Raw genomic sequence first — 21,674 nt, forward strand, 5'->3', positions numbered from 1 at the left:
GTTTTTTTCCTTTTGTGGGATGTCTTAGCGTGAATTTTATTCCGCAGCATCGCTGTAGCTCCTTTAAAAAACAAAGTTCATCGCGGCTAAACTAATTTTCACAAAATTTGTTGCATTTTTTCCAAAGATGAAAAATGATACGTCTTCATGACATAGAGTTTTACTCGACTTTACACAGGAGGAGCCAACGCCGGTTATCCGGGTGTGCAACGATGCCGCCAAAAGTCTGGACAGAAAGAGCCGACTGGGCGGCTTTTTATTTTTGCTGCGTTTGCATCTGCAACTGCGGTTTTCATCACCACTTGATACGGAGGAATTTTATGAGAAGAGTTCTGACTACACTGCTGATGACCACTATCGCCATGATGCTGGCTATTCCGGCAATGGCAGCCGACACCATCAAAATCGGCTTCAACATCCCGATGACCGGTGATATCCCGGAAGTCGGTGAAGGCTCCAAAAACGCTGCCGAAATGTACCTGGCCGATATCAACGGTGCCGGCGGCGTCGAAGTCGGTGGCAAAAAATACATGCTCGAGTTCGTCTACATGGACAACGAGTCGAAAGCCGAATCTGCTGTTACCGCAGCCCTGAAGCTGATCGAGCAGGAAGAAGTTGTTGCCATTATTGGCCCGAACTCTTCCAAGCAGGCTGTTCCAGGCGGTGGTACCGCCAACGACAACCGCGTTCCGATGATCAGCCCCTGGTCGACCAACCCGAACACCACCCTGGATCGTCCCTGGGTTTTCCGCGCTGCTTTCCTCGACCCCTTCCAAGGCCCAGTTGCAGCCAACTTTGCAGCAAAAAAATATAACGCTAAAACTGCTGCGGTTCTCTTCGACATTTCCAACGATTATTCCGTCGGCCTGGCAGAAGCGTTCAAAGCTGCCTGGGACGCAAAAGGTCTCGGTCCGGTTGTCGCTTACGAATCTCACGGCACCAAGGACCAGGACTTCTCGGCTCAACTGACCACCATTATCAAAGCAAACCCGGACTTCATCTTTGTCCCGGACAACTACAACCAGGTTGCCCTGATCATCCCGCAGGCACGTGACCTCGGCTACAAGGGCCCCTTCATGGGCGGTGATGCCTGGGGTACTCCTGACCTGGTCAAGCTTTGTGGCGAAGAGTGCTACGGCCAATATTTCTCCACCCATTATGCTGCCGCTGGTGCCACCGGCGCCACCAAGGTTTTCATCGACCGCTACAAGGCAAAGTATGGTGCTGAGCCGGCTGATTACGCTGCTCTGACCTGGGATTCCATCGGCTTGCTGGTTGAAGGCATCAAGAATGCCGGCAAGGTTGAGAAGAACCCACGTAAAATGCGCCAAGCAATCCGCGACGGTCTGGCCGCCATCAAGTCGTTTGACGGCATCACCGGTTCGTCAAAATTCGACGAGCAGGGAGACCCGATCAAGTGCGCTGTCGTTGTTAAGGTGGCCAACGACGGTAGCTTCCAGTTTGAGGAATCTGTCTGCCCCGAGTAATAAAAAAAGAACATAAGTATTGTACTGTGCGGGGGTCTTCGGACCCCCGCTTTACTGCGTCAATTATGGCCGTTGCACGCTTTAAAGAATTACCCAAGGAAAAAGTTCAGTGGATTTTATTTTTCAGAATGTCTTGAACGCCTTGCAGTGGGGGAGCTTTTACGCTCTCATTGCCCTCGGCTACACCCTGGTCTACGGGGTTCTGCGTCTGATCAACTTCGCCCATGGCGATATTTTCATGGTCGGCGCCTACATTTCTTTTTTTGTCGCCGGGTTCCTGCTCGGCCCGCTCGCCGGGCTCTCGCCGATGATGACCTTCCTGCTCACCGTGCCGCTGACCATGATTTTAACAGCCTGCGTCGGCGTCACCCTGGAGCGGATCGCCTATCGCCCGCTGCGAAGGAAAGGCGCTCACCGGCTGTACGTGGTCATCACGGCCCTGATGTGCGGACTGATCCTCGAATACTCCAACCTGGCGGTCTTGGGTGCCAGTCGGTTGAAATTTCCGGAACTGGTTGACAAGCAGATCTGGAACGTCGGCGGAGTCGCCATCACCAACCTGAAGGTACTGGTTATCGTCGCTGCCATAGCCGTTTTCCTGTTCCTGCAGTGGGTGGTCACCCGCACCCGGGTCGGCATGGCAATGCGAGCCATCTCCTACGACAAGTTCGCCATCCCGCTAATGGGCATTCCGATGGATAACATCATCGTTATTACTTTTATCCTCGGATCCGGATTTGCCGGACTGGCCGGTCTACTGTTTGCCATGAGCTACCCGGTGTTGGAGCCGTTCATGGGCATGCTGATTGGCTGGAAGGCCTTTATCGCCGCCGTCGTCGGTGGTATCGGCGATATCAAAGGCGCGTTCGTCGGCGGCTTTCTACTCGGCGCGATCGAGGTAGCGGTGGTCACGGTTTTCCCGTCTACATACCGCGACCTGTTCGCCTTTACCATTCTGCTGTTGATCCTGTGGATGAAACCGACCGGTCTGTTCGGTATCCCGCAGTCGACCAAGATTTAGTTGGGAGAGATATCTATGAGACAGTATTCTCTCAACGTTCTGATGGCCTTCGTTGCCATGCTGCTATTGGTCGCGGCCCATTTCGGCTGGATCGACAACTACATCCAGATTGTCGTTATGACCATCGGCATCAACATCATCATGTCGACCAGTTTGAACCTGGTCAACGGCAACATGGGCGAATTTACCTGCGGCCACGCTGGTTTCATGTGCGTCGGCGCTTACGTTTCGTCGGTCATTTCGGTCTTTTGTTTCGGCACCAAGCTCGGCGATCCGATGCTGCCCGCCAGCTCGGTGCTGCTTGTTTTCCCGTTCATTCTGCTGATCGGTGGTGCAGTCGCTGCCGTCTCCTCGCTGCTGGTGTCGATCCCATCGTTTAAAACCCGCGATGACTATCTGGCGATCATCTCGATTGCTGTCAACTACATGATCATCTCGGCGCTGGAGAACATGGATTTCATCGGCGGCTCACGCGGTTTCCAGGGGATGAAAGACACCTACTGGGCGATGATCGATATCTTCGACGGTCCCTGGATGCTGTTCTGGGTGATCCTGTTCACCGCCTTCAACGTCTGGGTGATCCGACGCTTCATCAGCTCGACCTACGGCAAAGGCGTCAACGCCATCTGCCAGGACGAAGTCGCCGCCGAGATCATGAGCGTCAACACCAACAAGATCAAAATCATCAATTTTATGGTCGCTGCCGGCCTTGCTGGCTGCGCTGGCGGCCTTTACGCGCACATCATCGGTTACGTCAACCCGCAGTCGTTCAACATCCTCAAATCGACTGAAGCGATGGTCATGGTCTACCTCGGCGGTATGGGCTCGCTCTCCGGCGCCATCATCTCGGCGATCCTGTTCACCGGACTGATGGAGATCCTGCGCTCACAAGCGATCATCGACGGCCTGGTGTCACCGATAACCTTCATGTTCCCCGACTGGGAACCCTCTGCAGGTGTCATCAAGTGGGTGATGATCCCGCTGCTGCTGGTCATCGTTATGCAGTTCCGCCCGGAAGGGATCATGGGTAACCGCGAGCTGAGCGACGTGTTCCCGAAGTTGAAGAAGTTTTACAGGTTTAAATGATGGCACAGACACAAATACAAACAGACACCACACCGGTTCTCGAAGTCCGCGGCATGACCCAGCAGTTCGGCGGCTTGCGCGCCGTGTCCGACTTCAACGTCAAGCTGATGCCGGGAGAGTTGACCGGACTAATCGGCCCGAACGGTGCCGGCAAGACCACCGTCTTCAACCTGGTCAGCGGCTTTTACCAGCCGACCGTCGGCGAGATCTTCATCAACGGCCAGCCAACGGCGGGCCTCAAGCCACACAAGGTCACTTCGCTCGGTGTCGCCCGGACGTTTCAGAACATTCGCCTCTGGAACGACATGACGGTGCTCGACAACATCCGCGTGGCCCAACACTACTGGCTCAACTACGGCTTTTTCAGCAGCGTCTTCCGCACCAAACAGTACAAGCAGCGCGAGGCACAGATTTCCGAAGAAGCCTATGAGCTGCTGGAAGTCTTCGACCTGATGCAATTCGCCGACGAGTTCCCGAAGAACCTGCCCTACGGAACCCAGCGCAAACTGGAGATCGCTCGCGCTCTGTCAACCCACCCGAAGCTGCTCCTGCTGGATGAGCCGGCTGCCGGGCTCAACTCGGCCGATGCGAAAGACCTGATCCGACTGGTGCGCTGGATCCATGAGAAGTTCGACGTCACCATCTGGATGATTGAGCACCATATGGACGTCATGATGGAACTCTGCGAACAGATCAAGGTCATTGATTTCGGTGAAACCATCGCCGAGGGCGATCCCGAAGAAATCCGCAACCACCCCGCGGTTATCACCGCGTACCTGGGAGATGATAATATCTGATGCTGCTGCAAGTCGAAAATCTCGAAGTCAAGTACGGTAATATTCAGGCGCTGCACGGGATCAGCTTTCATGTTAACGAAGGCGAGATCGTCACCCTGATCGGTGCCAACGGTGCCGGCAAGACCACCAGCCTCTATACCATCACCCGTCTGCCGCCGCCGGAAGCACCGCGCGTTGTCGGTGGCGATATCAAGTTTATGGGCGAATCGATCCTCAAAACCCGCCCGAGCGACGTGGTGAAAAAACTGCACCTCGCCCTCTCCCCCGAGGGACGGCGGATCTTCGGTAATCTGACGGTCATGGAAAACCTGAAGCTGGCGACCTACGCCCGCGAAAAAGGTGCCGATCTGGATTCTGAGTACGAGCGAATATTCGAGCTGTTCCCTCGCCTGAAAGAACGTCGAAACCAGCGCAGCGAATCTCTCTCCGGTGGTGAACAGCAGATGCTCGCCGTCGGCCGCGCCCTGATGACCGGCTGTAAAATCCTGCTGCTCGACGAGCCCTCAATGGGTCTGGCGCCGGTGCTCAAATACGAGCTGTTTCGCAAACTGAAGCAACTCAATGAAGAAGGGATGACCATACTGCTGGTTGAGCAAAATGCGAATCTGGCACTCCACCTGGCACATCGGGGTTATGTACTCGACACCGGCAATATTGTCGCCGAGGGGACTAGCGAGGAATTGCTGGGGAACCCGGAGGTGAAAAAAGCTTACTTGGGGGGATAAAATTTACACTTCTGATTTTGGTTCTATTCTGACAAAAAGCCACTGTTGTTAGTTACAGCAGTGGCTTTTTGTCAGAAAGAATTAAAAGAGAGGAACATGAAAGGTCAAATACAGATCTCTTTGCGAACTGTCATCATCTTGAATTGCTTGCTGGAGCACCTGTCCCATCGAACTTGTCATCACCATCTCCTTCTGGAAAACAACGCGAACGACAGAAAAAATCGCCCCTCTAAAAATGGGTGGTTATGAAAGTTCGACAAAACGCATTCTGCTGGAACATCAACTCTGCCACAGGGTCCAGGCCAGATCATTTTTATTGTTACTTTGGGTAAATTTAGCTGCGCAAGTCTGACACTGGTAATCCTGCTCTTCAAACCTTCTGGACTTAACACCTTTGAATATCCGCTGTTCACCAACTTTGCTCAATTGTTCATGCGGTTTGCTCCTGCTGTTTTTCTTGCCCTGTTCTTTACATTGCTCACAAATACTCATTATGTTCTCTTTTCATGGGTTAGTTTCCGGTATGACACAATCGCGCAGAGGGTTTATTTACAACGCATGATTTTTCTGCCTGTTGAGAAAAGTACCTCAATTTTTCGCGAACCGGCATTACCCTGTACCAATCCGAGACCGAAAACCGGGTGACTGATCAGGGCATTAGGCTTATAAGGTGCGGCCATTGAATACTCAATGACTTTACTTTGATCAGCGACAGCAAGCTGATTCTCCCACTTCTTCTGCTCGCTTTCGACCTTTCGCGGCGCTTGTTTGGTGTAGGCCCTTTTGGGCGCAATAGGCGGCCTGTACTTATGCTTGCGGCTACAAAGGGTGCACTCGACTTTTTCCGGCACATTGTCCACAAGACTAACAATTATCGATTCGGTATTCAGTTTGCACTTGGTACAACGGGCCTGAATCTGGTCACCAGGGGCGAGGATCGTATCGGGCATTATAAACTCCCATTGGCTGAGCCAAGTTATGGCCTCTAAAGCCCAGGGAGACAGCTGGAATAAAAGAGTCGCTTGACAGGTTAATTCTATACAGACAGCGTATTGTTCTTTTCAGTCCTTATCGTACATCTCCATACGGATGGAAGGGTTGGCGTCGTATTAGAAAGGAACGGCTGTCAGCAGATTTTTAAGCTTACTCCTTTAGACACAATAAAGATAGTCAGGAGAAAAAAAGGGGCAGGCACCTTTTACGCCTGCACTTTCCCACTAACTATCCTGTTAAGAAGCCTCCATCACATCAGCCGCCAAGGGTGAAGAAAGCTTACTTGGGGTTGCAGGTTTGCCCTTATGCTCTCGATTCGTTAGGATGTTTGATTGAGACAAAAAGTCACTGTTAGTTTAAACTACGGTGACTTTTTAATTCACAGGTTGTTTCATTGCTGCTAGATAGCAAAAATTGTGCGTGAAAGGAAAAGTATATGAGCGAAAAAATTACTGAGAAAGAACTGTTTGATATGGCCGATAAGTTTATCTCTGTCGCAAACCAATTAGTTCAAAATAACGACCAAAACCTGCCGAAAGTCGGGGCGGCGTTTCGCTATGCCGCTGCAAGGTTCAGTGCCCACGAAGCATCCCTTAGCACTGCGAATCTGGCTGAAGAGAGAGTAAACGCATTGGCCTGGTTTACAGAGCAGTACAACACTATGCTGCAAAAAAATTTGGACCAGTACGTTGCCCTTCAGCAAAAGGAAAATAAATAAACAGGGTTCATGACTCGTTAAGCATTAAAGGATGGAGCCAGAAAAGGTGAATTCAATAGTTACAATAATTCTTTCGCTAATTCCATTTGTCGTGGTGGGAGGCTGGCTTGTCTACAAAGCAACAAAATCGAAGCATTCTTTCCTGGCAAAGCCTGGAGGCTCACCGCAAAAGATAAGAGTCGGGGATAAAAACTACATTGTCAGAAAAAAGTCCAGGATTCTGGCGGTTGAAAAGAAAACAGGAAAAGAAGTCATTGTCACGACCTGCGGGTTTGAAAACGAACAGACTCAGCTGGATGAAGAGCTCAAAACCCTGCCTGAAGGGGTAAAAATTCGCTACAAGCTGGACAACGGAATTTTCTCTCCAGAGGAATCTGACTGGTTAGCGGGCGAAGACTTTAGTTTTTCAGGGGTAACCCAGGTTGAAGAATATGAACAGGAATAAAAACTAGCAGACTATCGCAGCCGGCAAACTCATCGTCTCCCCTCACAGCAAACACCACAAGCAAAGGGCAACAATGGAAACCAACGTCTTCGAACGCACTCACACCACTGCAACTGAAATCAGTGCACACCTTTACAACGCCATTATCGGCATCACCCTGCTGGTCGGTTTCGCCATCAATTACGCGATGGTTAAATACATCCCGGTTGAAGCGATCCTGTCGATCAACACCTGGGTGTTTTTCATCGGCTACTTTGTCTGCTGCATGGCCGGAGTAGCCCTGTTCTCGAGATCAGACAACCCTGCGGTCAGTTTTCTCGGCTACCTGCTGGTAGTCACACCGTTCGGACTGGTGATCAACCTGGTGGTCAGCCGCTATAATCCAGCCATCGTGATCGATGCGATCCAGGCGACAGCGTTGATTACCACCATCATGATGATCCTCGGCACCATGTACCCGGCTTTTTTCCGCGGCATCGCCCGTGGGCTCTTCGTAGCGCTGCTCTGCACCATCGTTGTCGAGCTGGTGGCGATCTTTATTTTCAAAACCCATCACACCATCATCGACTGGATCGTGGTGCTGATCTTCAGTGGTTATATCGGCGTTGACTGGGGTCGCGCCAACAGTATCCCGCGCACCGTCGATAACGCTATCGATTCGGCAGCAGCGCTTTACATGGATATCATCAACCTGTTCCTGCGCCTGGTGAGAATTCTGGGACGGCGCTAGGTTCAGCAAAAACACCGAGGAAGGCCAACTCAATCATCTGCATTGCGCTTTCGCTTGGCCCTTTTATTCAGATTGAAGAGCGCTGATCGCTACTACCACTTCTCTTTTTTTGGTTCCAGCTTTACCAGTTCGTATGTGCGGCTTCCCAAACCGACCTTTTCTGCGTGTTCCAAGGTCACCTCCCAATCGATGGCTGGATGCACGCCGCGGAACTTGTCACCACCCGGCTCATGACCAGTGGCGAGGGCGGTTCCCGGTAAACCCTGCGCCTGGTTGACCAGGTCGGCGCAAGCCTGATCAATGGCAACCGGGTCCTGGCTGACGAGGATGCCGATATCGGCAACAATCGCGGCATCGGAATGACCGTAGCAGTCGCAGGCCGGGCTGACCTGGGTGATGAAATTGACATAGAGCTGCTTACCCTGCTTTCCGGTTACCGCGCCGAGTGCGTATTCGGCCATTTTGCGCATGACGTTATCGGCCGCTTCGTTCCACTGAATCTGGATGGCCTGTTGCTCGCAAACAGTGATGCAGCGGCTGCAACCGGCGCAGCGCTCCGGGTCGATGACAGCGGTGGTGTTACTGAAACTGATAGCACCATGAGCGCAGGAGCGCAGGCAGGCGCGACAGAGATTGCAGCGTTTTCCATCAACAACCGGGGCAACGCTCGAGTGCTGCTCCAGTTTTCCTTCCCGGCTGGAGCAACCCATCCCCAGATTTTTGATCGCGCCGCCGAAACCGGTCAGTTCGTGGCATTTGAAATGGCTGACTGTCAGCAGCATATCAGCTTCAAGAATTTCCAGACCGATATCGGTCGACTGCAACACCTCACCCGAAATCGGCACCCGCTTTGCCGAAGAGCCACGTAAACCGTCAGACATGATCAGCGGAGCATCAACCACGGCATAAGCGAAGCCGTTCTGGATACCGCATGCCAGCGCCGAAACGGCCTCTTTACGCTGCCCCGGGTAAAGGGTGTTGGAATCGGTCAAAAATGGCTTGCCGCCAGCGGCCTTGACCCGCTCAACGATTTCCCGGATAAAAACCGGCCGGACATAAGCGTGTCCGCCCTTTTCTCCGAAATGCAACTTGATAGCGCTCAGGTCGCCCTCGGCAACCAGTTCCTGTAAACCAGCAGCCTCAAGCAAGCGACGGAGTTTAACAAACAGGTTTTCCCGGCTTCCGGCACGCAAATCAGCAAACCAAACGGGTACTGACATCTTCTTTCCTCCTGGAAAATAGAATATTTATTCGCGTAATCTGGCAAGCTGGCCATGATCAGCGCTTACTTTTTTCTCCAAACACAGCCGCATCCATCGCCCGGCTCAATCGATTCTGCCGATCCTCTTTGTCGGGTTCCGGCTCTTTCGTTTCCGGCAATTCACGCTCTTCAAAAACAATCGATGCCGGCTTTGTGACCCTCGGTGCAGCCAGTTCTTCTTCGACATTTCCAATCGTGACCCGTTCTTTTGCCGGAAAAATTTCGTCAGCTTGCCCTGCAAGAGGAACCTCTGCACTTCCGTCCGATTCTCGTGCCAGCAGTTCTGAAGCATCACTCACGCAGGGTTCTATTGCTTCCAGTGTTTCGATTGTCTCTTCTTCAGTGATCGCCGCACTTGAAGCATCAAGCTGATCAATGCCCGTTTCAGCGTTCTCTGGCGAAACCGGATCCTCGCTGATGACCTGCTGTTCGAAATTCTCTACTTTTTTCTTTTTTAAAGTACGGATGCAAAGTAACGCACCAAGGAGCAGCAAGAGCGAGGCAAAAGCGATGGTCAGGCTGGATGGTAAAAAGTTGTCGACATCAATTTTTTTTCCGGCAACGGCCGTTGCAATTTCAGGTGGCTTTGTCCGCTCCGGCTGTTCTGCGTGTTCAATTGCAGGCATCTTTTCCGTAGCCTCGATCTCGACCGGCAGTGCAGTCTCCGTTTCTGCACTTGCCGATTGATCCACATCTGCAACGGGCAAAGCTGCTTCTACAGAACTGACCGGAACAGAGTTCATCGCTTCCGCGTCGGCCTCAACGGGTACAGACTGCTCAGGCGCAACAGTCACCTCTTCAGGGACGTCCACAGGCTCACTGCTCAAATCGATATCTTGAGCGGTTACAGAGGGCTCTTCGACAGGCACAACATTCGCCGCCGTCACCTCTGGCGCAGCAACTGCAGTCTCTTCGACGCTGTCGGATATGACCGCCGACGCAGCAAGCTCGTCAGAAACAGGTTCGGCCTGCTCGAGCATCGGGGCCTCTTCCAACTCGACCGCAGTTGGAAGGGCAGCCGTTTCAACCTCTTCAGGCTGGTACATTTTGACCAGCCGGTTGCGGCTGATGTAGACATTCATCATCATCGCATCGGGATAGACCTGCCGAACTCTGGCCAACAGCTCTTCAGCTGTTGCAAGATCCGCAAATCCCCCAACCCGCACGACGTAATAATCATCGAGATTCTCGATCCGCAGGTTCTCCAAGTCTGCGTCTTGGAGCTTAGAGCGAACCTGATCAAACTGCCGCAAAGCCCGTTCTTCGGTCAGGTGGCTGCCAATCTGGACAGAGTTGACCAGGTCTGCCGCAAGTACAGATCCTGCAAAAGCGATCAGGAACAGGACAATCCAGACCATTAGTCCTTTGTGTAAAACTGGCATTTTTTTACGCTTCCACATAACTCCCCCCGATTCCGTTTCGCATTATCTCCAGATGCGAGCAGGATTCTAAATTTCCAAAGTATGTGAAAGTATCAAGTATTCTCTCTCCGTTCAACCAAGAGACAACAGTACTCGCAAATTCAGGGGCAAATTTGTTAAGGTTGGCAAATAGACTGAAGTCCTGCGTCCAAACGAAGAACAAAGGTTCACTGCCATGCCAGTTACAATCATCCACAGTTACCAATTAACCAAAGACCTCTGGCGCCAGTTTTACGAGGCCCATTACAGCTGCGACCGCGGGTTGAAAATGCGTTACCTGTGGGGAGCGGTCTGTATTTTCATCGGCTCGCTCGGATTCGGTGGTTATTACGAATCGAAGCTTGTCGCCGGGCTGCTGCTGGCAACCGGTTTCTTCGGTGTTTTGTCAAAGCACCTGCTGATCTATAAATCGCTGCGGGCTGCCAGCGAGCACCCTTTTTTCGGCAAAGAGCTGACCGTTTCCGTATCCCCGGAAGAACTTTCGGTCCGCAGTGAAAACTCAGGCTACAGCCAGCCGTGGGACAACTTTATCGGCTATCGCAGGCTGAACCCCGGCTTTCTGCTTTACCACGACCGCAACTCTTTCTTTTTCATCCCGACAGCCGAACTGACCGCTGGTGATATCAACCGGATTCTACGAATTTTAACTGACTCCCAAGTGCCTGAGGTTCAGGATTTCAGGCGTAAATAAAGGCGCAAAGAATTTCTTTGAAATGCAATCCAATCAAAAGGACGAGAACATGAACAACACGGAAAAAGGAAAACAGATGCTGGAAGAAGTTGCGCTTCGTTACGCCGAAGGTCACGGCCTGCGCCCCACAGTTGAGTGGGTTGACCAGGGCTACGAATGGCTGTTGCGGCTCAACACCGATGAGCACACGGTACGGGTCGGTTTTTCCATCGACGAAATCGAGTTTTTTGTCGATGGCAGCGCGGAAGAGAACAGAGATACCAAGATGAAAATACGCAACGCTTTTGCCAGCTTGTCGATGTAGCAACCGGCCCGGGTGACGCTAAGTCCGGCTCAATTCTTTCACGTTCAACATTTTGCCAAGCGTCGAACGAGATCAACCTCGGCATAGCGACCGAGCGTTTCCAACGCATCCACCCCACTGTCGAGATGCTCTTTTGCGTCACCGGAAAGATATGCGGACAAAAAAGCGGCCAGCTCGGCTTGTGCTGCGGCCTGCTTTTCCTCCGGCGTACGCTTCTTCCCAGCTTCCAGCCACAAGTTCTCGGAGCGATTCTGGTGAAAGCTGCGGGCCTCCGCAAGCAGGCTCAGCCGTGTTTCCAATGACTCATCGCCGCCGGTCCGAAAAGCCTCCAGCAAATCATCGCTGAAACCATCCTGAATCAATTCCACGAGTCTGATCAGTTTATTCTTCATATCACCTCAATTTCGCTCCATCCCTGGAAAGAGAGACACCGGCCGCTGCTGCAAAAGCAGCAACCAATTGCCGTTTTTCAGTCGCCGGCATCCGTTTGATTTCAATCTCCCTGCGGCTTGCGCTGCTGCGATCATGACCATCTTCACGGTAAACGACGCGCAAGGGCAAACGACCGCGAAAATATTTGGCTCCGCCGCCGTCCCGGTGCTGCCGAAACCTGCGTTCAACATCGGTGCTGATGCCTGTATAAAGGGAATCATCGGAGCAAAGAATTATGTAGACCTGCCAATTCATATCGCCCTTCTTTCGAGATCGTTACGGTAGCACAGCACTCATGGACAGGCCAGCCGCCAAGGGACAAAATCTTTTGCATCAGCGTATTGAATTTTGAAGAGAAATGGCTATTATTAAGTGTTGCTTAAGAAAAGGAAGCTAATTTTTCTCTTCTGCATTGTGCTAAGGATGTCCGATGAAAAATTTATCCCTGAGAACAAAACTGGTTGCCGGAGGCGTTCTGCTGCCGGCCATGCTCCTTTGTGCCCTGTTCATCTCTTTTGCCGTCCATGAGAAAAACCGGGTGCTGGAAGACTATGTCGGCAAGTCTCGAATTCTGGCCACAACTGTAGAATCGACCAGAATGGAAGAGGAGCTTAAGTGGGAAACAGGGATGTTCAACGTTTCCATGCTCAAAGAATGGGGCAATAATGGCGAGCTGAACAAAGTACTGGCCGCAGTTCCGGTCGTGACTGCCTGGAATTCTGCGATGCGCAAGGCAGAAGAAGGCGGTTACACTTTCAAGGTTCCAAAGTTCAACCCTCGCAACAGCAGTAATACTCCAGACGCACTGGAAAGTGAAATCCTCAAAAAAATGAAACGTGAGCGGCTGGATGAGTATCACGTTATCGATAAGGAAGGGAACAACGTTCACTATTTCCGCGCAGTCTATCTGACTGAATCCTGCCTCTACTGCCATGGCGATCCGGCCAAATCAGAAGAATATTGGGGGAACTCGCGCGGGGTCGATCCAACAGGCGCCCAGATGGAGAACTGGAAAGTTGGCGAAATGCATGGTGCTTTCGAAATCATTCATTCCCTCGATGCCGCTGATGCCGCCCTCGCCTCTTCCCTCGGTTGGGCCAGCGGGCTCTTTATTGTCCTGCTGATTCTTGTTGGCGTTGCGATCTCTTGGTTTGCCACTCGCGCAGTCGTTAATCCTGTCCGCGAGTCGATGGAGATGATCGAAGGTTTGGAACGGGGTGAGCTGGACCGGCGTATCAGGACGAACAGGCAGGATGAACTGGGCCGATTGGCGACCGCCATGAACGGTTTCGCCGACAACCTCAAAGACGAGGTTCTGGAAGCTTTCAACCGACTGGCTGCTGGTGATTTCACTTTCCAGGCCAAAGGTCTGATCTCGGCACCGCTGCGTAAAGCCTGCCTGGGCCTGACCGAAGTCATGCATACCGTTCAATGTGCCGGCGAACAGATTACAACAGGATCACAACAGGTTGCCGAGCAGGGCGCAGATTTGGCAAACGGTGCGACCAAGCAGGCTGCGGCGTTGGAAGAAATCGCCGCTTCCATGACCGAAATGAATGAACAGACCCGGAACAACGCCGAAAATGCGGCAGAGGTCAACAAAATCTCGAACGTAGCAAAATCGGCCGCGGATGAAGGCAGTCGCCAGATGCAGGGGATGATCAGCGCAATGGAAGAGATCAACGCCTCGGCGCAGGACATCAGCAAGATCATCAAGGTCATTGACGAGATCGCTTTCCAGACCAACCTGCTGGCGCTGAACGCTGCTGTCGAAGCAGCACGAGCCGGGCAGCACGGCAAAGGCTTTGCCGTTGTCGCCGAAGAGGTGCGCAACCTCGCCAGCCGCAGCGCCAAGGCGGCCCAGGAGACCTCCACCCTGATCGCCGGCTCGGTGGAAAAAGCAGACAACGGAGCGCAAATTGCCAACCAGACCGCCGAATCACTGGCACGCATTGTCGAAAATGTGACCAAGGTCTCCGACCTAGTTGAAGAAATCGCCGCTGCCAGCCACGAGCAATCGATGGGCATTTCGCAGGTCAACGAAGGCCTGCAGCAGCTGGATGACGTCAACCAGAACACCACCTCGACGGCCGAAGAAAGCGCCTCAATTGCCGAAGAGCTGTCGGCACAGACCGCCGACATGCATCGCATGCTGCAACAGTTCAAACTGGCGAATATGGCGGCTCCGGCGCAGCCGCTACCGCGTCCTCCAGTATCTTCTCCAGCGAGCAGGGCTCCAAAACCCTCGGCTCCGCCAACAAATTCGGCAACAGGGGGTTGGGGAGATATCGAGTCGACGCAACAGATCAAACTGGATGATGACGATTTCGGCAGATACTGATCCAACAACGCACCCTGTACCTCAAAGACGCCGGGAAGTTTTCCGGCGTCTTTTTTGTTCGCCTTGACCGCAACCGTGATTTCAGCTACATCAGGCAACCATGCACAGTGACTTCCCCGACATCATCAGAGCCGCGGGCAAGGCGGAAAAGATTGAACTGCTCGAAGTGATTCAAGAGCTCTGGAGCGGCTACGGAACAATCCGGCGCTATCGTTTGCATGGCTCTGAGCTGCCATCTCTGGTGGTCAAGCATGTCGACTTCGGCGGCGATCGGGAGCATCCACGTGGCTGGAACAGCAATCTCTCCCATCAGCGCAAGCTTCGCTCCTACCAGGTCGAAACCACATGGTACGAAAGCTGGAGTACAGCATGTGACGACACCTGCCCTGTTCCACATTGCCTGGCATTAGAGAGCCGGGAGCAAGAGGTTCTGATCGTGCTGGAAGATCTGGACGCCAGTGGTTTCCCTGCCCGGCGCGAGAGCGTCAGCTGGCAAGAGATCAGAGTCTGTCTGCGCTGGCTAGCCAACTTTCACGCCACGTTTTTCGGCCGCAACCCGCAAGGACTCTGGCCGCAAGGCACCTACTGGCACCTTGCCACCCGACCGGATGAACTGGCGGCGCTCGAAGATATCCCACTGAAAAACGCGGCGGCGAAGATTGATCAGCGGCTGGATCAGTCACCCTTTCAGACCATCGTCCATGGCGACGCCAAACTTGCGAATTTCTGCTTTTCCCCGACTGGTGACCGTGTTGCAGCTGTCGATTTTCAGTATGTCGGCGGCGGATGCGGCATGAAAGATGTTGCGTATTTCATCGGCAGCTGCCTGCATGAAGAGGATTGCCGTCGTTATGAAGACAAGCTGCTCGACTGCTATTTCGCCGAGTTAAAAAAAAGCCTGCAGAAACATCATCCGACCGTCGACAGAAAAACATTGGAAGCTGACTGGCGACAGCTCTATCCATTTGCCTGGGCTGATTTCCACCGTTTCCTTAAAGGCTGGAGCCCCGGTCACTGGAAATTGAGCGATTACAGTGAACAGATGACCTGCAAAGTGATTGCCCAGCTGGCAGCTAAAAATTAATTTTCTTCCCCTGCAATCTGCAAGCTGTTAAACTCAACACCCGTTAACCAAAACTAATCTTCAATTGATAACGGACTCAGATGCAACTAAACAACGACACCGACTGGAAGCTGGCCACCGCTGAAGATATCGATAAAGCCGTCAACGGTTCGATCTCTTCCGGCAAGCTGGTAAAAACTGCCGCGACCAAGGCGATCCTCAATCGCCTGCTGTTCGCCCTTGACCGGTCCTGGCAGATAAATGAAGCCAATTCCCTGATCTGCGAAATCATCTACAACCTGCACCGGGAAATGGATGGGCAGCCCCCCGTTCAGCCTGATAGCAATCACAAGGTTCAGGTTTTCAACATTTTTGTTCCACGCGGCGAAAGCGCCCACGGCGCAACAGCTAACGAGCTGTACATCATTGAAGATGGTAAAATCGTCCGCCTGGCGGAGCTGAACATCGACAATGACCTGTTCACCAACCGGCTGAAAGAATATCTGATGGAACTCAGTCAGGAGCCGGCCAGAGAATTCTGAAGGGCGGGAGGGGCAACTCATGGCTGAACATGTCGCATGCCCGTTGTGCTTTTGTACCGACACGACCCCCTACTTCGAGAATAAGCACAGACCCTACCTGCTGTGTTCCGCTTGCAGGCTGGTCTTCGTTCCACCACGATTTCACCTTTCCTCTTCAGCTGAAAAAGCTGAATATGATCTACATCACAATGACCCGGCCGATAGCGGTTATCGTAAATTTCTCTCCCGCTTGACAGATCCGCTGCAGGAGCGAATCGCAGCGGGATCATCCGGGCTCGATTTCGGTTGCGGCCCCGGCCCGGCACTGGCGGAAATGCTGACGGAAGCGGGACACAAGGTTGCGCTCTACGATCCCTATTATCAGCCTGATACATCCGTGCTGGAGCAGGACTACGATTTCATCTGCGCCACCGAAGTGGTTGAACATCTGCGCACCCCGGCAGATGAATTCAGGCAACTGTTTTCGCTGCTGCGACCGGGCGGGATTCTCGCCATAATGACCAAACTGGTGCGCAACCAGCAGGCCTTCGCAGGCTGGCATTATATCCGCGATCTGACCCATATCTGCTTTTACAGCCGGGATAGCTTCCGTTGGCTGGCCCAACATTATGCGGCCGAGGTTGAATTTATCGGCGCAGATGTCATTCTTTTGCGTAACCCGTTACCGCCGCAGAAGGTTTAATTCCATGGCACTGCATTCTTTCACCAGCTTCAGCCCGGAAAACCGCCGCCTCATCTACCTGCTGAGCGGTTGCCACCTGCTCTGGTGCGCTGCAGTATTTCTTCTCTATCTGCTGGGCGACATGTTGCCTGTGCAGTCGATCCTGTTAAACGGGGTTTTCCTGCTGCTGCAGCTGTTTGCTGCGGCCCAGCTCCTTTTGCCGGTTCTGCTGCTGCACCCGGAAGACCGCAGCCGCGGCTTTTATATTTTCTGGGGATTCATCCTCAGTGCCGCTATCTGGCTGCTGCACCAGTTCCCGGCAACAACCTGGCTGGCAACGTTGCAATCGGGACTTTTGCTGCTGACCGGAACATTAGTCGGCGCGGCGCTTGCGCGTTATGTTAAACGCCTGTGGGAACTCATCCCGGTCTGCCTGGCGATGACGCTGGCCGATTTCGCCAGCTGGAGTGTTGGCCCGACAGCGATCTTTTCCGAGCAGATCAAGCAACACTATCTCGACCCGACCGGCCCGCCACCGCTGATCGATATGATCCTGGTCAAGTTAGCGTTTCCGGGCGCAACCGGAGTCACCCCGGTGTTCGGCATTTCCGATTGGATCATGGTGGTCTTTTTCGCCATCGTCGCGCATCGCCATAAAATCAATGACAACCTGCTCGGACCGGAGGGAGAAAAACTTGCGCGACGCCGGCAGATCGGCCGCTACCTGCCGGTGTCGCTACTCGCTCTCACTGGCGCCATCCTGTTGGCACAGACCAGTGGACTCTTTCTGCCAGCCCTGCCGCTGATCGCGCTGGTCATGCTACTCTGGTACGGACTGCGCCATATCCGCGTGAAAAGATTCAGTTGAAACTGAAAAGGGAAAAGCATGGATTACCAAATGATCACCGATTGGCTGTTCGACCTCTACAGCGCCTCCCCGATCCCCTTCTATATCGCTGCAGGAATCCTGGCGGCGCTGACCCTGTGGCAGCCGCTCAAAATGCTCAAACGCGCGCTGCTGGTGCTAGTGCTGCTTGTGGTACTCTCTGTCTGCTTTTACCTGATTGACTCCATGATGTCCGGGGTGGATATCAAGCAAAAAGCAAGCAACCGCAGCATAGAACAGATTGAAAAATAAACAACATGAGCGAGTTGCAAATCTCAAACCGGCTGAGTATTCCTCTTGGCGAAATCGAATTGACGGCAGTTCGTGCGCAGGGAGCGGGCGGGCAAAATGTCAACAAGGTTGCGACCTGTATCCATCTGCGCTTCGATATTCGCAACTCATCCCTTCCGCAGGAAGTGCAGGAACGGCTGCTCAATTTGCAGGATCACCGCATCAGCAAAGATGGCATCATTGTCATCAAGTCTCAGCAGAGTCGCAGTCAGGAGCAGAACAAGTTCCTCGCTTTTGAACAGCTGAAAAATCTGATCGCAAAAACCTTTATTCAAAAGAAGAAACGCCGGGCTACCAAACCAACCAAAGCAGCCAAAGAGAAACGGTTGCAGAAGAAGAACAAACGAGGCCAATTGAAATCGCTGCGGCGCAAGGTCAGCGAATAAAGTCTTTTCTGCAGATAAAACCAGCCATACCTCTTGCCTCGATCGGTGTTAGCGGGTAAGTTATTAAAATCCTCAAACTTTCTATTAATGGCAAATGAGCGCAATGACATACCTGATCGTTGAGCAACAGCAACAACCGCCCGACAATCTGCCTGAACTACTCAAGCAGCTCAGCGGCAAGTACGGTCTGGATATCTACCAGTCTCGCCAGCGTCTGGTCGGCCGCGGTCTGTCGTTACTGCATAAAGGTGAGCGCAAAGCACTGGAGGAGATTTCTCCGCTGCTGACAGCGAACAATTTTGTTCACTATCTGGTCGATCCACGCAAACCGGAATTTGTTCCGCTCCGGCTACGCTCGCTCAGCATTGAAAACGAAAAAATCGTCTTCACCACCCAGAAACGTGAAGTGGTCATCCCCAAGGGCGCAAATCTGCTGGTGCTCTTCGCCGAGATGTCAGGGGCACTGGCGGAAAAAAGTGTATCCCAGCTGCTCTCCAGCCATGCATATCGCGGCCGCGACAATGTTCGCCACATAGCAGAGCATAAAGTTTTCCGTACTATCCTGCAGGGCAAGCCGATACTCGACATTTACCTGCTCGATGCAGACAACACTGTTATCGACGCAGTACGAATCTTTCCCGGCAAATTCGACCCGAAAGGGCTGGGCGAACGGGCAACAGTCAGCGCGACGCAAAACCTCGACCGCATTCTTAAACTGGTCGAGGAATACGCAGGGGAATTCACCCTGGCAACCGATTTTGGTCTGGTCAACCTGCCCGGCTGCAACCTGCGCCGGGAAACCCCGGACGAACCCGATACACAGAGGCAAAATCAGCTCAGCCTGGCACGTTACGGCTGGCTGCGCGCCGACATTCTGCGAGCTGGTCCGGTTCTGACATCAGCCCCTGAAAAAGAGAGCGAACTGCGCGACAGCATCGCAGCCGCCATGTTGACACAGAACCCGGCTCTGGCGGCAGGATCGCAGGTCGAAGAGATCCTGCCGATAGCAGAACAAATTGCCAAGGAGATCGAGCGGGACGACCCAGTAAAAGAAAAGAAGCCACCGGTCACCGCGGAAGAAGGCTTACCGGCGCCCCCACCGATTCGCCCCACCTGTAACTGGAGCAAGCCGAGTTTCTGGTTCGGCAGTGCGGGGGCTGCCATTGCTATCGCCATTGTAGCCTTGTTTGAACTCGACAGCAGTGACTCTTTCGGTGATCTGGCGGCCAAAGCCTTTCAGTCCGGGTTCATCTTCCTGCTCCTTTCGGCGTTGCTGGTCTGGTCCGGTTTCTCCTTCATCCGACTGAAGCGGCAGATCGAAAACACGCCCACCAGCAAAGCACGCTCGATCGCCATGGGCATGGTCGAGGTCAAAGGGCGGGCAATCCGGCAATACGCGCTGATTTCGCCGATGAGCCAGATTCCCTGCGTTTTCTACCGGCTGACCAAGTTCCGGCGGGAAAACAACCAGTGGCAGGTCACCAGTAGCAGCACCAGTGATTCGGTTCCTTTTCTGCTGGAAGACGACACCGGTAAAGTCGAAATCGACCCTGCTGGCTGCCGGGTCAGCGCCGGCACCAAGTATGAAGGGCGGCCCGGGACAACAGGCATGTTTGACATGCACCACCCCGCGGACTCGGATGAAAAGTGGGTCGAAGAAGTCGTCATCGAAGGAACTCTGCTCTACGTGCTTGGCTTTGCATCGGTAAAACGCTCAAATGAACCGACCATGGCGCAGAAGAAAGTCGAAGCGCTGCGTGAGCTGAAGCGCAACCCGCAGGCGATTGAGCAATTTGACGCCGATGGCGACGGCCGTATCAGTGAACAGGAGTGGGACAGCGCCCGGCAGGCAGTGGCCGACAAGGTGCTGCGGGAAGAACTGCAGAAGAAAAAACAGAGAAAAAAGCAGGAAGAACATATCGTTATCGGCAAAAAGAAAGGTCGACCGATGGTGATCGCAGAAACCCATTCAGAAGAGCGCCTGACCGGCCGATACGCCATTTATGCCAGTCTTATGCTGGCAGCTGCAGTCGGCCTGGCAGCCTGGGGCATCAATAACCTGTTGAACTTTTTCACCTGAAGCGGATAAAGGAGAGACTATGACTGGCTGGATTGTTTTGGGAGTTATTTTATTGTTGCTGGCGGCGGTGGTGCTTTACGTCATCATCATCTACAACGGCTTCGTCGCCCTGAAAAACAACATCAATCAGGATTGGAGCAATATCGATGTGCTGTTAAAGCAGCGCTACGACGAACTGCCGAAACTGATCAAGGTCTGCGAAGGCTACATGCAGCACGAGCAGAAAACCCTGGAGGCAGTGATCAAGGCGCGCTCGGCGATCAACACAGCCAACAATGATCACGACCGCATGCAGGCTCAGAACATGCTGACCGACACCCTGAAGTCACTGTTCATGGTCGTCGAACGCTATCCGGAGCTAAAGGCGGATACCGGCTTCCACCAGCTTTCAGCCAGGATCACCGAACTGGAGGACCAGATCGCCGACCGCCGCGAACTGTTCAACGCTTCGGTCACCATCTATAACACCCGGCTCGATCAGTTCCCGGATGTGATTGTCGCACGGCTGTTCAACTTTGCCGCCCGCGAGTTGTGGAAGATCGATCCGGCCCACCGCCAGGATGTCGATGTCAGCTTCCAGCATACGTAAAAAAGATTAAAATCGGCCGCGCCGGTTACCGATAAGAGGGTAGTGCTCTGTTGTTATTTTCGGCAGAGCCTGCCCGACTCCATGGATGGGGTCCAAATGTATGAGGACGTTCATTCATGAAGATCAGCCATTATCAGATTCTCGGCATCCCGGAAAATGCCGATTTAAGACAGGTTAAAGCTGCTTATCGCAGTATGGCCAAACGCTTCCACCCCGACACCAACAGCGGCTCGGAAGCGGCGGCCGAACTGTTCCGCCAACTCAGTGAAGCCTACCGGGTTCTCAGCGATGAACAACTGCGCAAGGCTTATGATCGAACGCTGACGCCACCCCAGCCTGCACCTGCAAAAGAAAAAGCACAAACAGGGAAAAAAGCGGCGCCAAAACAGGACCCGCAACAAAAATTCAATAAATTTCTCCATTCGCTCCTCGATGCTATTTTCGAAGAACCGGACCCACCTCCGGGCAGGCCCGCGCAGGCCCGCGCTTCGCCACACAAGAGAGGGCAACACAAGCCGCGCGATAAACCGGATTTCAACTTCTACTACTACCTGGAGATCGAGCGCAGCAACAGTCCCTACAGCTGCGGAGAGGATGGCATCTACCGCCGTTCCAAACCACAGGCAAAAAACAAACCGAAGTTCAGCAGGGTTCCCGGCAGCAGCTTTGTCTGCCTTTTGCTGTTGGTCCTTTTGCAGTTCTTCAAACATTGAAACGGGTCGTC

Annotated in this window: 26 protein-coding genes; 20 read left to right on the forward strand and 6 right to left on the reverse strand. The window is 53.2% G+C overall.

Annotation, left to right across the window (positions count from 1 at the left end):
• Window positions 1–347: 347 nt before the first annotated feature.
• The 5 genes from BUB13_RS11880 to BUB13_RS11900 all read left to right on the forward strand — a co-directional run bounded on the left by BUB13_RS11880 (window position 348) and on the right by BUB13_RS11900 (window position 5,116).
• Window positions 348–1,487, forward strand: a complete 1,140-nt coding sequence (locus BUB13_RS11880) for an ABC transporter substrate-binding protein (protein WP_425269184.1) — start codon at window positions 348–350, stop codon at window positions 1,485–1,487.
• A 109-nt stretch (window positions 1,488–1,596) separates the two neighbouring features.
• Complete coding sequence (locus BUB13_RS11885; RefSeq protein WP_072908983.1) at window positions 1,597–2,508, forward strand: branched-chain amino acid ABC transporter permease; 912 nt, start codon at window positions 1,597–1,599, stop codon at window positions 2,506–2,508.
• 15 nt (window positions 2,509–2,523) lie between these two features.
• Window positions 2,524–3,594: a branched-chain amino acid ABC transporter permease gene (locus BUB13_RS11890; protein ID WP_072908984.1), complete on the forward strand. Its 1,071-nt coding sequence runs from the start codon at window positions 2,524–2,526 to the stop codon at window positions 3,592–3,594.
• Window positions 3,594–4,391 (forward strand): ABC transporter ATP-binding protein, encoded by a 798-nt coding sequence (locus BUB13_RS11895; RefSeq protein ID WP_072908985.1) that lies wholly within the window; start codon window positions 3,594–3,596, stop codon window positions 4,389–4,391. The genes BUB13_RS11890 and BUB13_RS11895 overlap by 1 nt, the downstream gene beginning before the upstream one ends.
• Complete coding sequence (locus tag BUB13_RS11900) at window positions 4,391–5,116, forward strand: ABC transporter ATP-binding protein (RefSeq protein ID WP_072908986.1); 726 nt, start codon at window positions 4,391–4,393, stop codon at window positions 5,114–5,116. The genes BUB13_RS11895 and BUB13_RS11900 overlap by 1 nt, the downstream gene beginning before the upstream one ends.
• A 279-nt stretch (window positions 5,117–5,395) precedes the next feature.
• On the opposite strand, the gene BUB13_RS11905 is transcribed toward BUB13_RS11900, so the two are convergent.
• Together BUB13_RS11905 and BUB13_RS11910 are read right to left on the reverse strand one after the other, a co-directional pair.
• A complete protein-coding gene (locus BUB13_RS11905) occupies window positions 5,396–5,608 on the reverse strand; it encodes a hypothetical protein (RefSeq protein ID WP_072908987.1) in 213 nt (70 codons plus the stop codon).
• Between the two features lie 53 nt (window positions 5,609–5,661).
• Window positions 5,662–6,066: a hypothetical protein gene (locus tag BUB13_RS11910; protein WP_072908988.1), complete on the reverse strand. Its 405-nt coding sequence runs from the start codon at window positions 6,064–6,066 to the stop codon at window positions 5,662–5,664.
• Between the two features lie 479 nt (window positions 6,067–6,545).
• Here BUB13_RS11910 and BUB13_RS11915 point away from each other — a divergent pair, with 479 nt between their 5' ends.
• The 3 genes from BUB13_RS11915 to BUB13_RS11925 all read left to right on the forward strand — a co-directional run bounded on the left by BUB13_RS11915 (window position 6,546) and on the right by BUB13_RS11925 (window position 8,002).
• The gene (locus BUB13_RS11915) at window positions 6,546–6,827 is read left to right on the forward strand and encodes a DUF3144 domain-containing protein (protein WP_072908989.1); all 282 of its coding nucleotides are present in this window, start codon (window positions 6,546–6,548) and stop codon (window positions 6,825–6,827) included.
• Window positions 6,828–6,858: 31 nt separating this feature from the next.
• Window positions 6,859–7,272 carry a hypothetical protein gene (locus BUB13_RS11920; protein WP_072908990.1) on the forward strand — a complete coding sequence of 138 codons (414 nt, stop codon included), beginning with the start codon at window positions 6,859–6,861 and terminating at the stop codon, window positions 7,270–7,272.
• Between the two features lie 73 nt (window positions 7,273–7,345).
• Window positions 7,346–8,002: a Bax inhibitor-1 family protein gene (locus BUB13_RS11925; RefSeq protein ID WP_072908991.1), complete on the forward strand. Its 657-nt coding sequence runs from the start codon at window positions 7,346–7,348 to the stop codon at window positions 8,000–8,002.
• 92 nt (window positions 8,003–8,094) lie between these two features.
• Here BUB13_RS11925 and BUB13_RS11930 read toward each other — a convergent pair whose 3' ends face one another.
• Both BUB13_RS11930 and BUB13_RS11935 read right to left on the reverse strand, forming a co-directional pair.
• Window positions 8,095–9,222, reverse strand: coding sequence for a DUF362 domain-containing protein (locus BUB13_RS11930; protein WP_072908992.1), 1,128 nt, complete (start codon window positions 9,220–9,222; stop codon window positions 8,095–8,097).
• Window positions 9,223–9,280: 58 nt separating this feature from the next.
• The gene (locus BUB13_RS11935; protein ID WP_161947650.1) at window positions 9,281–10,645 is read right to left on the reverse strand and encodes an SPOR domain-containing protein; all 1,365 of its coding nucleotides are present in this window, start codon (window positions 10,643–10,645) and stop codon (window positions 9,281–9,283) included.
• Window positions 10,646–10,859: 214 nt separating this feature from the next.
• On the opposite strand from BUB13_RS11935, the gene BUB13_RS11940 reads away from it, so the two are divergent.
• Window positions 10,860–11,375: a YcxB family protein gene (locus tag BUB13_RS11940; RefSeq protein WP_072908994.1), complete on the forward strand. Its 516-nt coding sequence runs from the start codon at window positions 10,860–10,862 to the stop codon at window positions 11,373–11,375.
• Between the two features lie 49 nt (window positions 11,376–11,424).
• Window positions 11,425–11,679 carry a hypothetical protein gene (locus BUB13_RS11945; protein ID WP_072908995.1) on the forward strand — a complete coding sequence of 85 codons (255 nt, stop codon included), beginning with the start codon at window positions 11,425–11,427 and terminating at the stop codon, window positions 11,677–11,679.
• 44 nt (window positions 11,680–11,723) lie between these two features.
• On the opposite strand, the gene BUB13_RS11950 is transcribed toward BUB13_RS11945, so the two are convergent.
• Entirely contained in the window at window positions 11,724–12,071 is a 348-nt protein-coding gene (locus BUB13_RS11950) for a hypothetical protein (RefSeq protein ID WP_072908996.1), read from the reverse strand.
• A gap of 1 nt (window position 12,072) precedes the next feature.
• The gene (locus BUB13_RS11955; RefSeq protein WP_072908997.1) at window positions 12,073–12,366 is read right to left on the reverse strand and encodes a GIY-YIG nuclease family protein; all 294 of its coding nucleotides are present in this window, start codon (window positions 12,364–12,366) and stop codon (window positions 12,073–12,075) included.
• Window positions 12,367–12,541: 175 nt separating this feature from the next.
• Here BUB13_RS11955 and BUB13_RS11960 point away from each other — a divergent pair, with 175 nt between their 5' ends.
• From BUB13_RS11960 to BUB13_RS12005, 10 genes are all read left to right on the forward strand, one after another.
• The gene (locus tag BUB13_RS11960) at window positions 12,542–14,452 is read left to right on the forward strand and encodes a methyl-accepting chemotaxis protein (protein ID WP_072908998.1); all 1,911 of its coding nucleotides are present in this window, start codon (window positions 12,542–12,544) and stop codon (window positions 14,450–14,452) included.
• A gap of 100 nt (window positions 14,453–14,552) precedes the next feature.
• Entirely contained in the window at window positions 14,553–15,536 is a 984-nt protein-coding gene (locus BUB13_RS11965; protein ID WP_072908999.1) for an oxidoreductase family protein, read from the forward strand.
• A gap of 80 nt (window positions 15,537–15,616) precedes the next feature.
• Window positions 15,617–16,057 (forward strand): hypothetical protein, encoded by a 441-nt coding sequence (locus BUB13_RS11970; RefSeq protein WP_072909000.1) that lies wholly within the window; start codon window positions 15,617–15,619, stop codon window positions 16,055–16,057.
• Between the two features lie 19 nt (window positions 16,058–16,076).
• The gene (locus BUB13_RS11975; RefSeq protein ID WP_072909001.1) at window positions 16,077–16,739 is read left to right on the forward strand and encodes a class I SAM-dependent methyltransferase; all 663 of its coding nucleotides are present in this window, start codon (window positions 16,077–16,079) and stop codon (window positions 16,737–16,739) included.
• Window positions 16,740–16,743: 4 nt separating this feature from the next.
• Window positions 16,744–17,586, forward strand: a complete 843-nt coding sequence (locus BUB13_RS11980) for a hypothetical protein (protein ID WP_072909002.1) — start codon at window positions 16,744–16,746, stop codon at window positions 17,584–17,586.
• 18 nt (window positions 17,587–17,604) lie between these two features.
• Entirely contained in the window at window positions 17,605–17,856 is a 252-nt protein-coding gene (locus BUB13_RS11985; protein ID WP_072909003.1) for a hypothetical protein, read from the forward strand.
• Between the two features lie 5 nt (window positions 17,857–17,861).
• Window positions 17,862–18,281, forward strand: a complete 420-nt coding sequence (gene arfB, locus BUB13_RS11990; protein WP_072909004.1) for an alternative ribosome rescue aminoacyl-tRNA hydrolase ArfB — start codon at window positions 17,862–17,864, stop codon at window positions 18,279–18,281.
• A gap of 103 nt (window positions 18,282–18,384) precedes the next feature.
• Complete coding sequence (locus BUB13_RS11995; protein WP_072909005.1) at window positions 18,385–20,361, forward strand: GIDE domain-containing protein; 1,977 nt, start codon at window positions 18,385–18,387, stop codon at window positions 20,359–20,361.
• 19 nt (window positions 20,362–20,380) lie between these two features.
• Window positions 20,381–20,950 carry a LemA family protein gene (locus BUB13_RS12000; protein WP_072909006.1) on the forward strand — a complete coding sequence of 190 codons (570 nt, stop codon included), beginning with the start codon at window positions 20,381–20,383 and terminating at the stop codon, window positions 20,948–20,950.
• A gap of 116 nt (window positions 20,951–21,066) precedes the next feature.
• Window positions 21,067–21,663: a J domain-containing protein gene (locus tag BUB13_RS12005; RefSeq protein ID WP_072909007.1), complete on the forward strand. Its 597-nt coding sequence runs from the start codon at window positions 21,067–21,069 to the stop codon at window positions 21,661–21,663.
• Window positions 21,664–21,674 lie beyond the last annotated feature (11 nt).

Origin of the sequence: Malonomonas rubra DSM 5091, assembly GCF_900142125.1 — a bacterium.
Taxonomy (GTDB): domain Bacteria; phylum Desulfobacterota; class Desulfuromonadia; order Desulfuromonadales; family Geopsychrobacteraceae; genus Malonomonas; species Malonomonas rubra.

What these genes read in the sequence shown, in the direction of transcription:
- BUB13_RS11945 (WP_072908995.1), top strand. Translation starts at nt 11,425, where the DNA reads ATGAACAACACGGAAAAAGGAAAACAGATGCTGGAAGAAGTTGCGCTT.
- BUB13_RS11985 (WP_072909003.1), top strand. Translation starts at nt 17,605, where the DNA reads ATGGATTACCAAATGATCACCGATTGGCTGTTCGACCTCTACAGCGCC.
- BUB13_RS11940 (WP_072908994.1), top strand. Translation starts at nt 10,860, where the DNA reads ATGCCAGTTACAATCATCCACAGTTACCAATTAACCAAAGACCTCTGG.
- arfB (WP_072909004.1), top strand. Translation starts at nt 17,862, where the DNA reads ATGAGCGAGTTGCAAATCTCAAACCGGCTGAGTATTCCTCTTGGCGAA.
- BUB13_RS11975 (WP_072909001.1), top strand. Translation starts at nt 16,077, where the DNA reads ATGGCTGAACATGTCGCATGCCCGTTGTGCTTTTGTACCGACACGACC.
- BUB13_RS11895 (WP_072908985.1), top strand. Translation starts at nt 3,594, where the DNA reads ATGGCACAGACACAAATACAAACAGACACCACACCGGTTCTCGAAGTC.
- BUB13_RS11920 (WP_072908990.1), top strand. Translation starts at nt 6,859, where the DNA reads ATGGAGCCAGAAAAGGTGAATTCAATAGTTACAATAATTCTTTCGCTA.
- BUB13_RS11900 (WP_072908986.1), top strand. Translation starts at nt 4,391, where the DNA reads ATGCTGCTGCAAGTCGAAAATCTCGAAGTCAAGTACGGTAATATTCAG.
- BUB13_RS11995 (WP_072909005.1), top strand. Translation starts at nt 18,385, where the DNA reads ATGACATACCTGATCGTTGAGCAACAGCAACAACCGCCCGACAATCTG.
- BUB13_RS11980 (WP_072909002.1), top strand. Translation starts at nt 16,744, where the DNA reads ATGGCACTGCATTCTTTCACCAGCTTCAGCCCGGAAAACCGCCGCCTC.
- BUB13_RS11950 (WP_072908996.1), bottom strand. Translation starts at nt 12,071, where the DNA reads ATGAAGAATAAACTGATCAGACTCGTGGAATTGATTCAGGATGGTTTC.
- BUB13_RS12005 (WP_072909007.1), top strand. Translation starts at nt 21,067, where the DNA reads ATGAAGATCAGCCATTATCAGATTCTCGGCATCCCGGAAAATGCCGAT.
- BUB13_RS11910 (WP_072908988.1), bottom strand. Translation starts at nt 6,066, where the DNA reads ATGCCCGATACGATCCTCGCCCCTGGTGACCAGATTCAGGCCCGTTGT.
- BUB13_RS11890 (WP_072908984.1), top strand. Translation starts at nt 2,524, where the DNA reads ATGAGACAGTATTCTCTCAACGTTCTGATGGCCTTCGTTGCCATGCTG.
- BUB13_RS11925 (WP_072908991.1), top strand. Translation starts at nt 7,346, where the DNA reads ATGGAAACCAACGTCTTCGAACGCACTCACACCACTGCAACTGAAATC.
- BUB13_RS12000 (WP_072909006.1), top strand. Translation starts at nt 20,381, where the DNA reads ATGACTGGCTGGATTGTTTTGGGAGTTATTTTATTGTTGCTGGCGGCG.
- BUB13_RS11935 (WP_161947650.1), bottom strand. Translation starts at nt 10,645, where the DNA reads ATGCCAGTTTTACACAAAGGACTAATGGTCTGGATTGTCCTGTTCCTG.
- BUB13_RS11955 (WP_072908997.1), bottom strand. Translation starts at nt 12,366, where the DNA reads ATGAATTGGCAGGTCTACATAATTCTTTGCTCCGATGATTCCCTTTAT.
- BUB13_RS11970 (WP_072909000.1), top strand. Translation starts at nt 15,617, where the DNA reads ATGCAACTAAACAACGACACCGACTGGAAGCTGGCCACCGCTGAAGAT.
- BUB13_RS11905 (WP_072908987.1), bottom strand. Translation starts at nt 5,608, where the DNA reads ATGAGTATTTGTGAGCAATGTAAAGAACAGGGCAAGAAAAACAGCAGG.
- BUB13_RS11915 (WP_072908989.1), top strand. Translation starts at nt 6,546, where the DNA reads ATGAGCGAAAAAATTACTGAGAAAGAACTGTTTGATATGGCCGATAAG.
- BUB13_RS11960 (WP_072908998.1), top strand. Translation starts at nt 12,542, where the DNA reads ATGAAAAATTTATCCCTGAGAACAAAACTGGTTGCCGGAGGCGTTCTG.
- BUB13_RS11930 (WP_072908992.1), bottom strand. Translation starts at nt 9,222, where the DNA reads ATGTCAGTACCCGTTTGGTTTGCTGATTTGCGTGCCGGAAGCCGGGAA.
- BUB13_RS11880 (WP_425269184.1), top strand. Translation starts at nt 348, where the DNA reads ATGACCACTATCGCCATGATGCTGGCTATTCCGGCAATGGCAGCCGAC.
- BUB13_RS11965 (WP_072908999.1), top strand. Translation starts at nt 14,553, where the DNA reads ATGCACAGTGACTTCCCCGACATCATCAGAGCCGCGGGCAAGGCGGAA.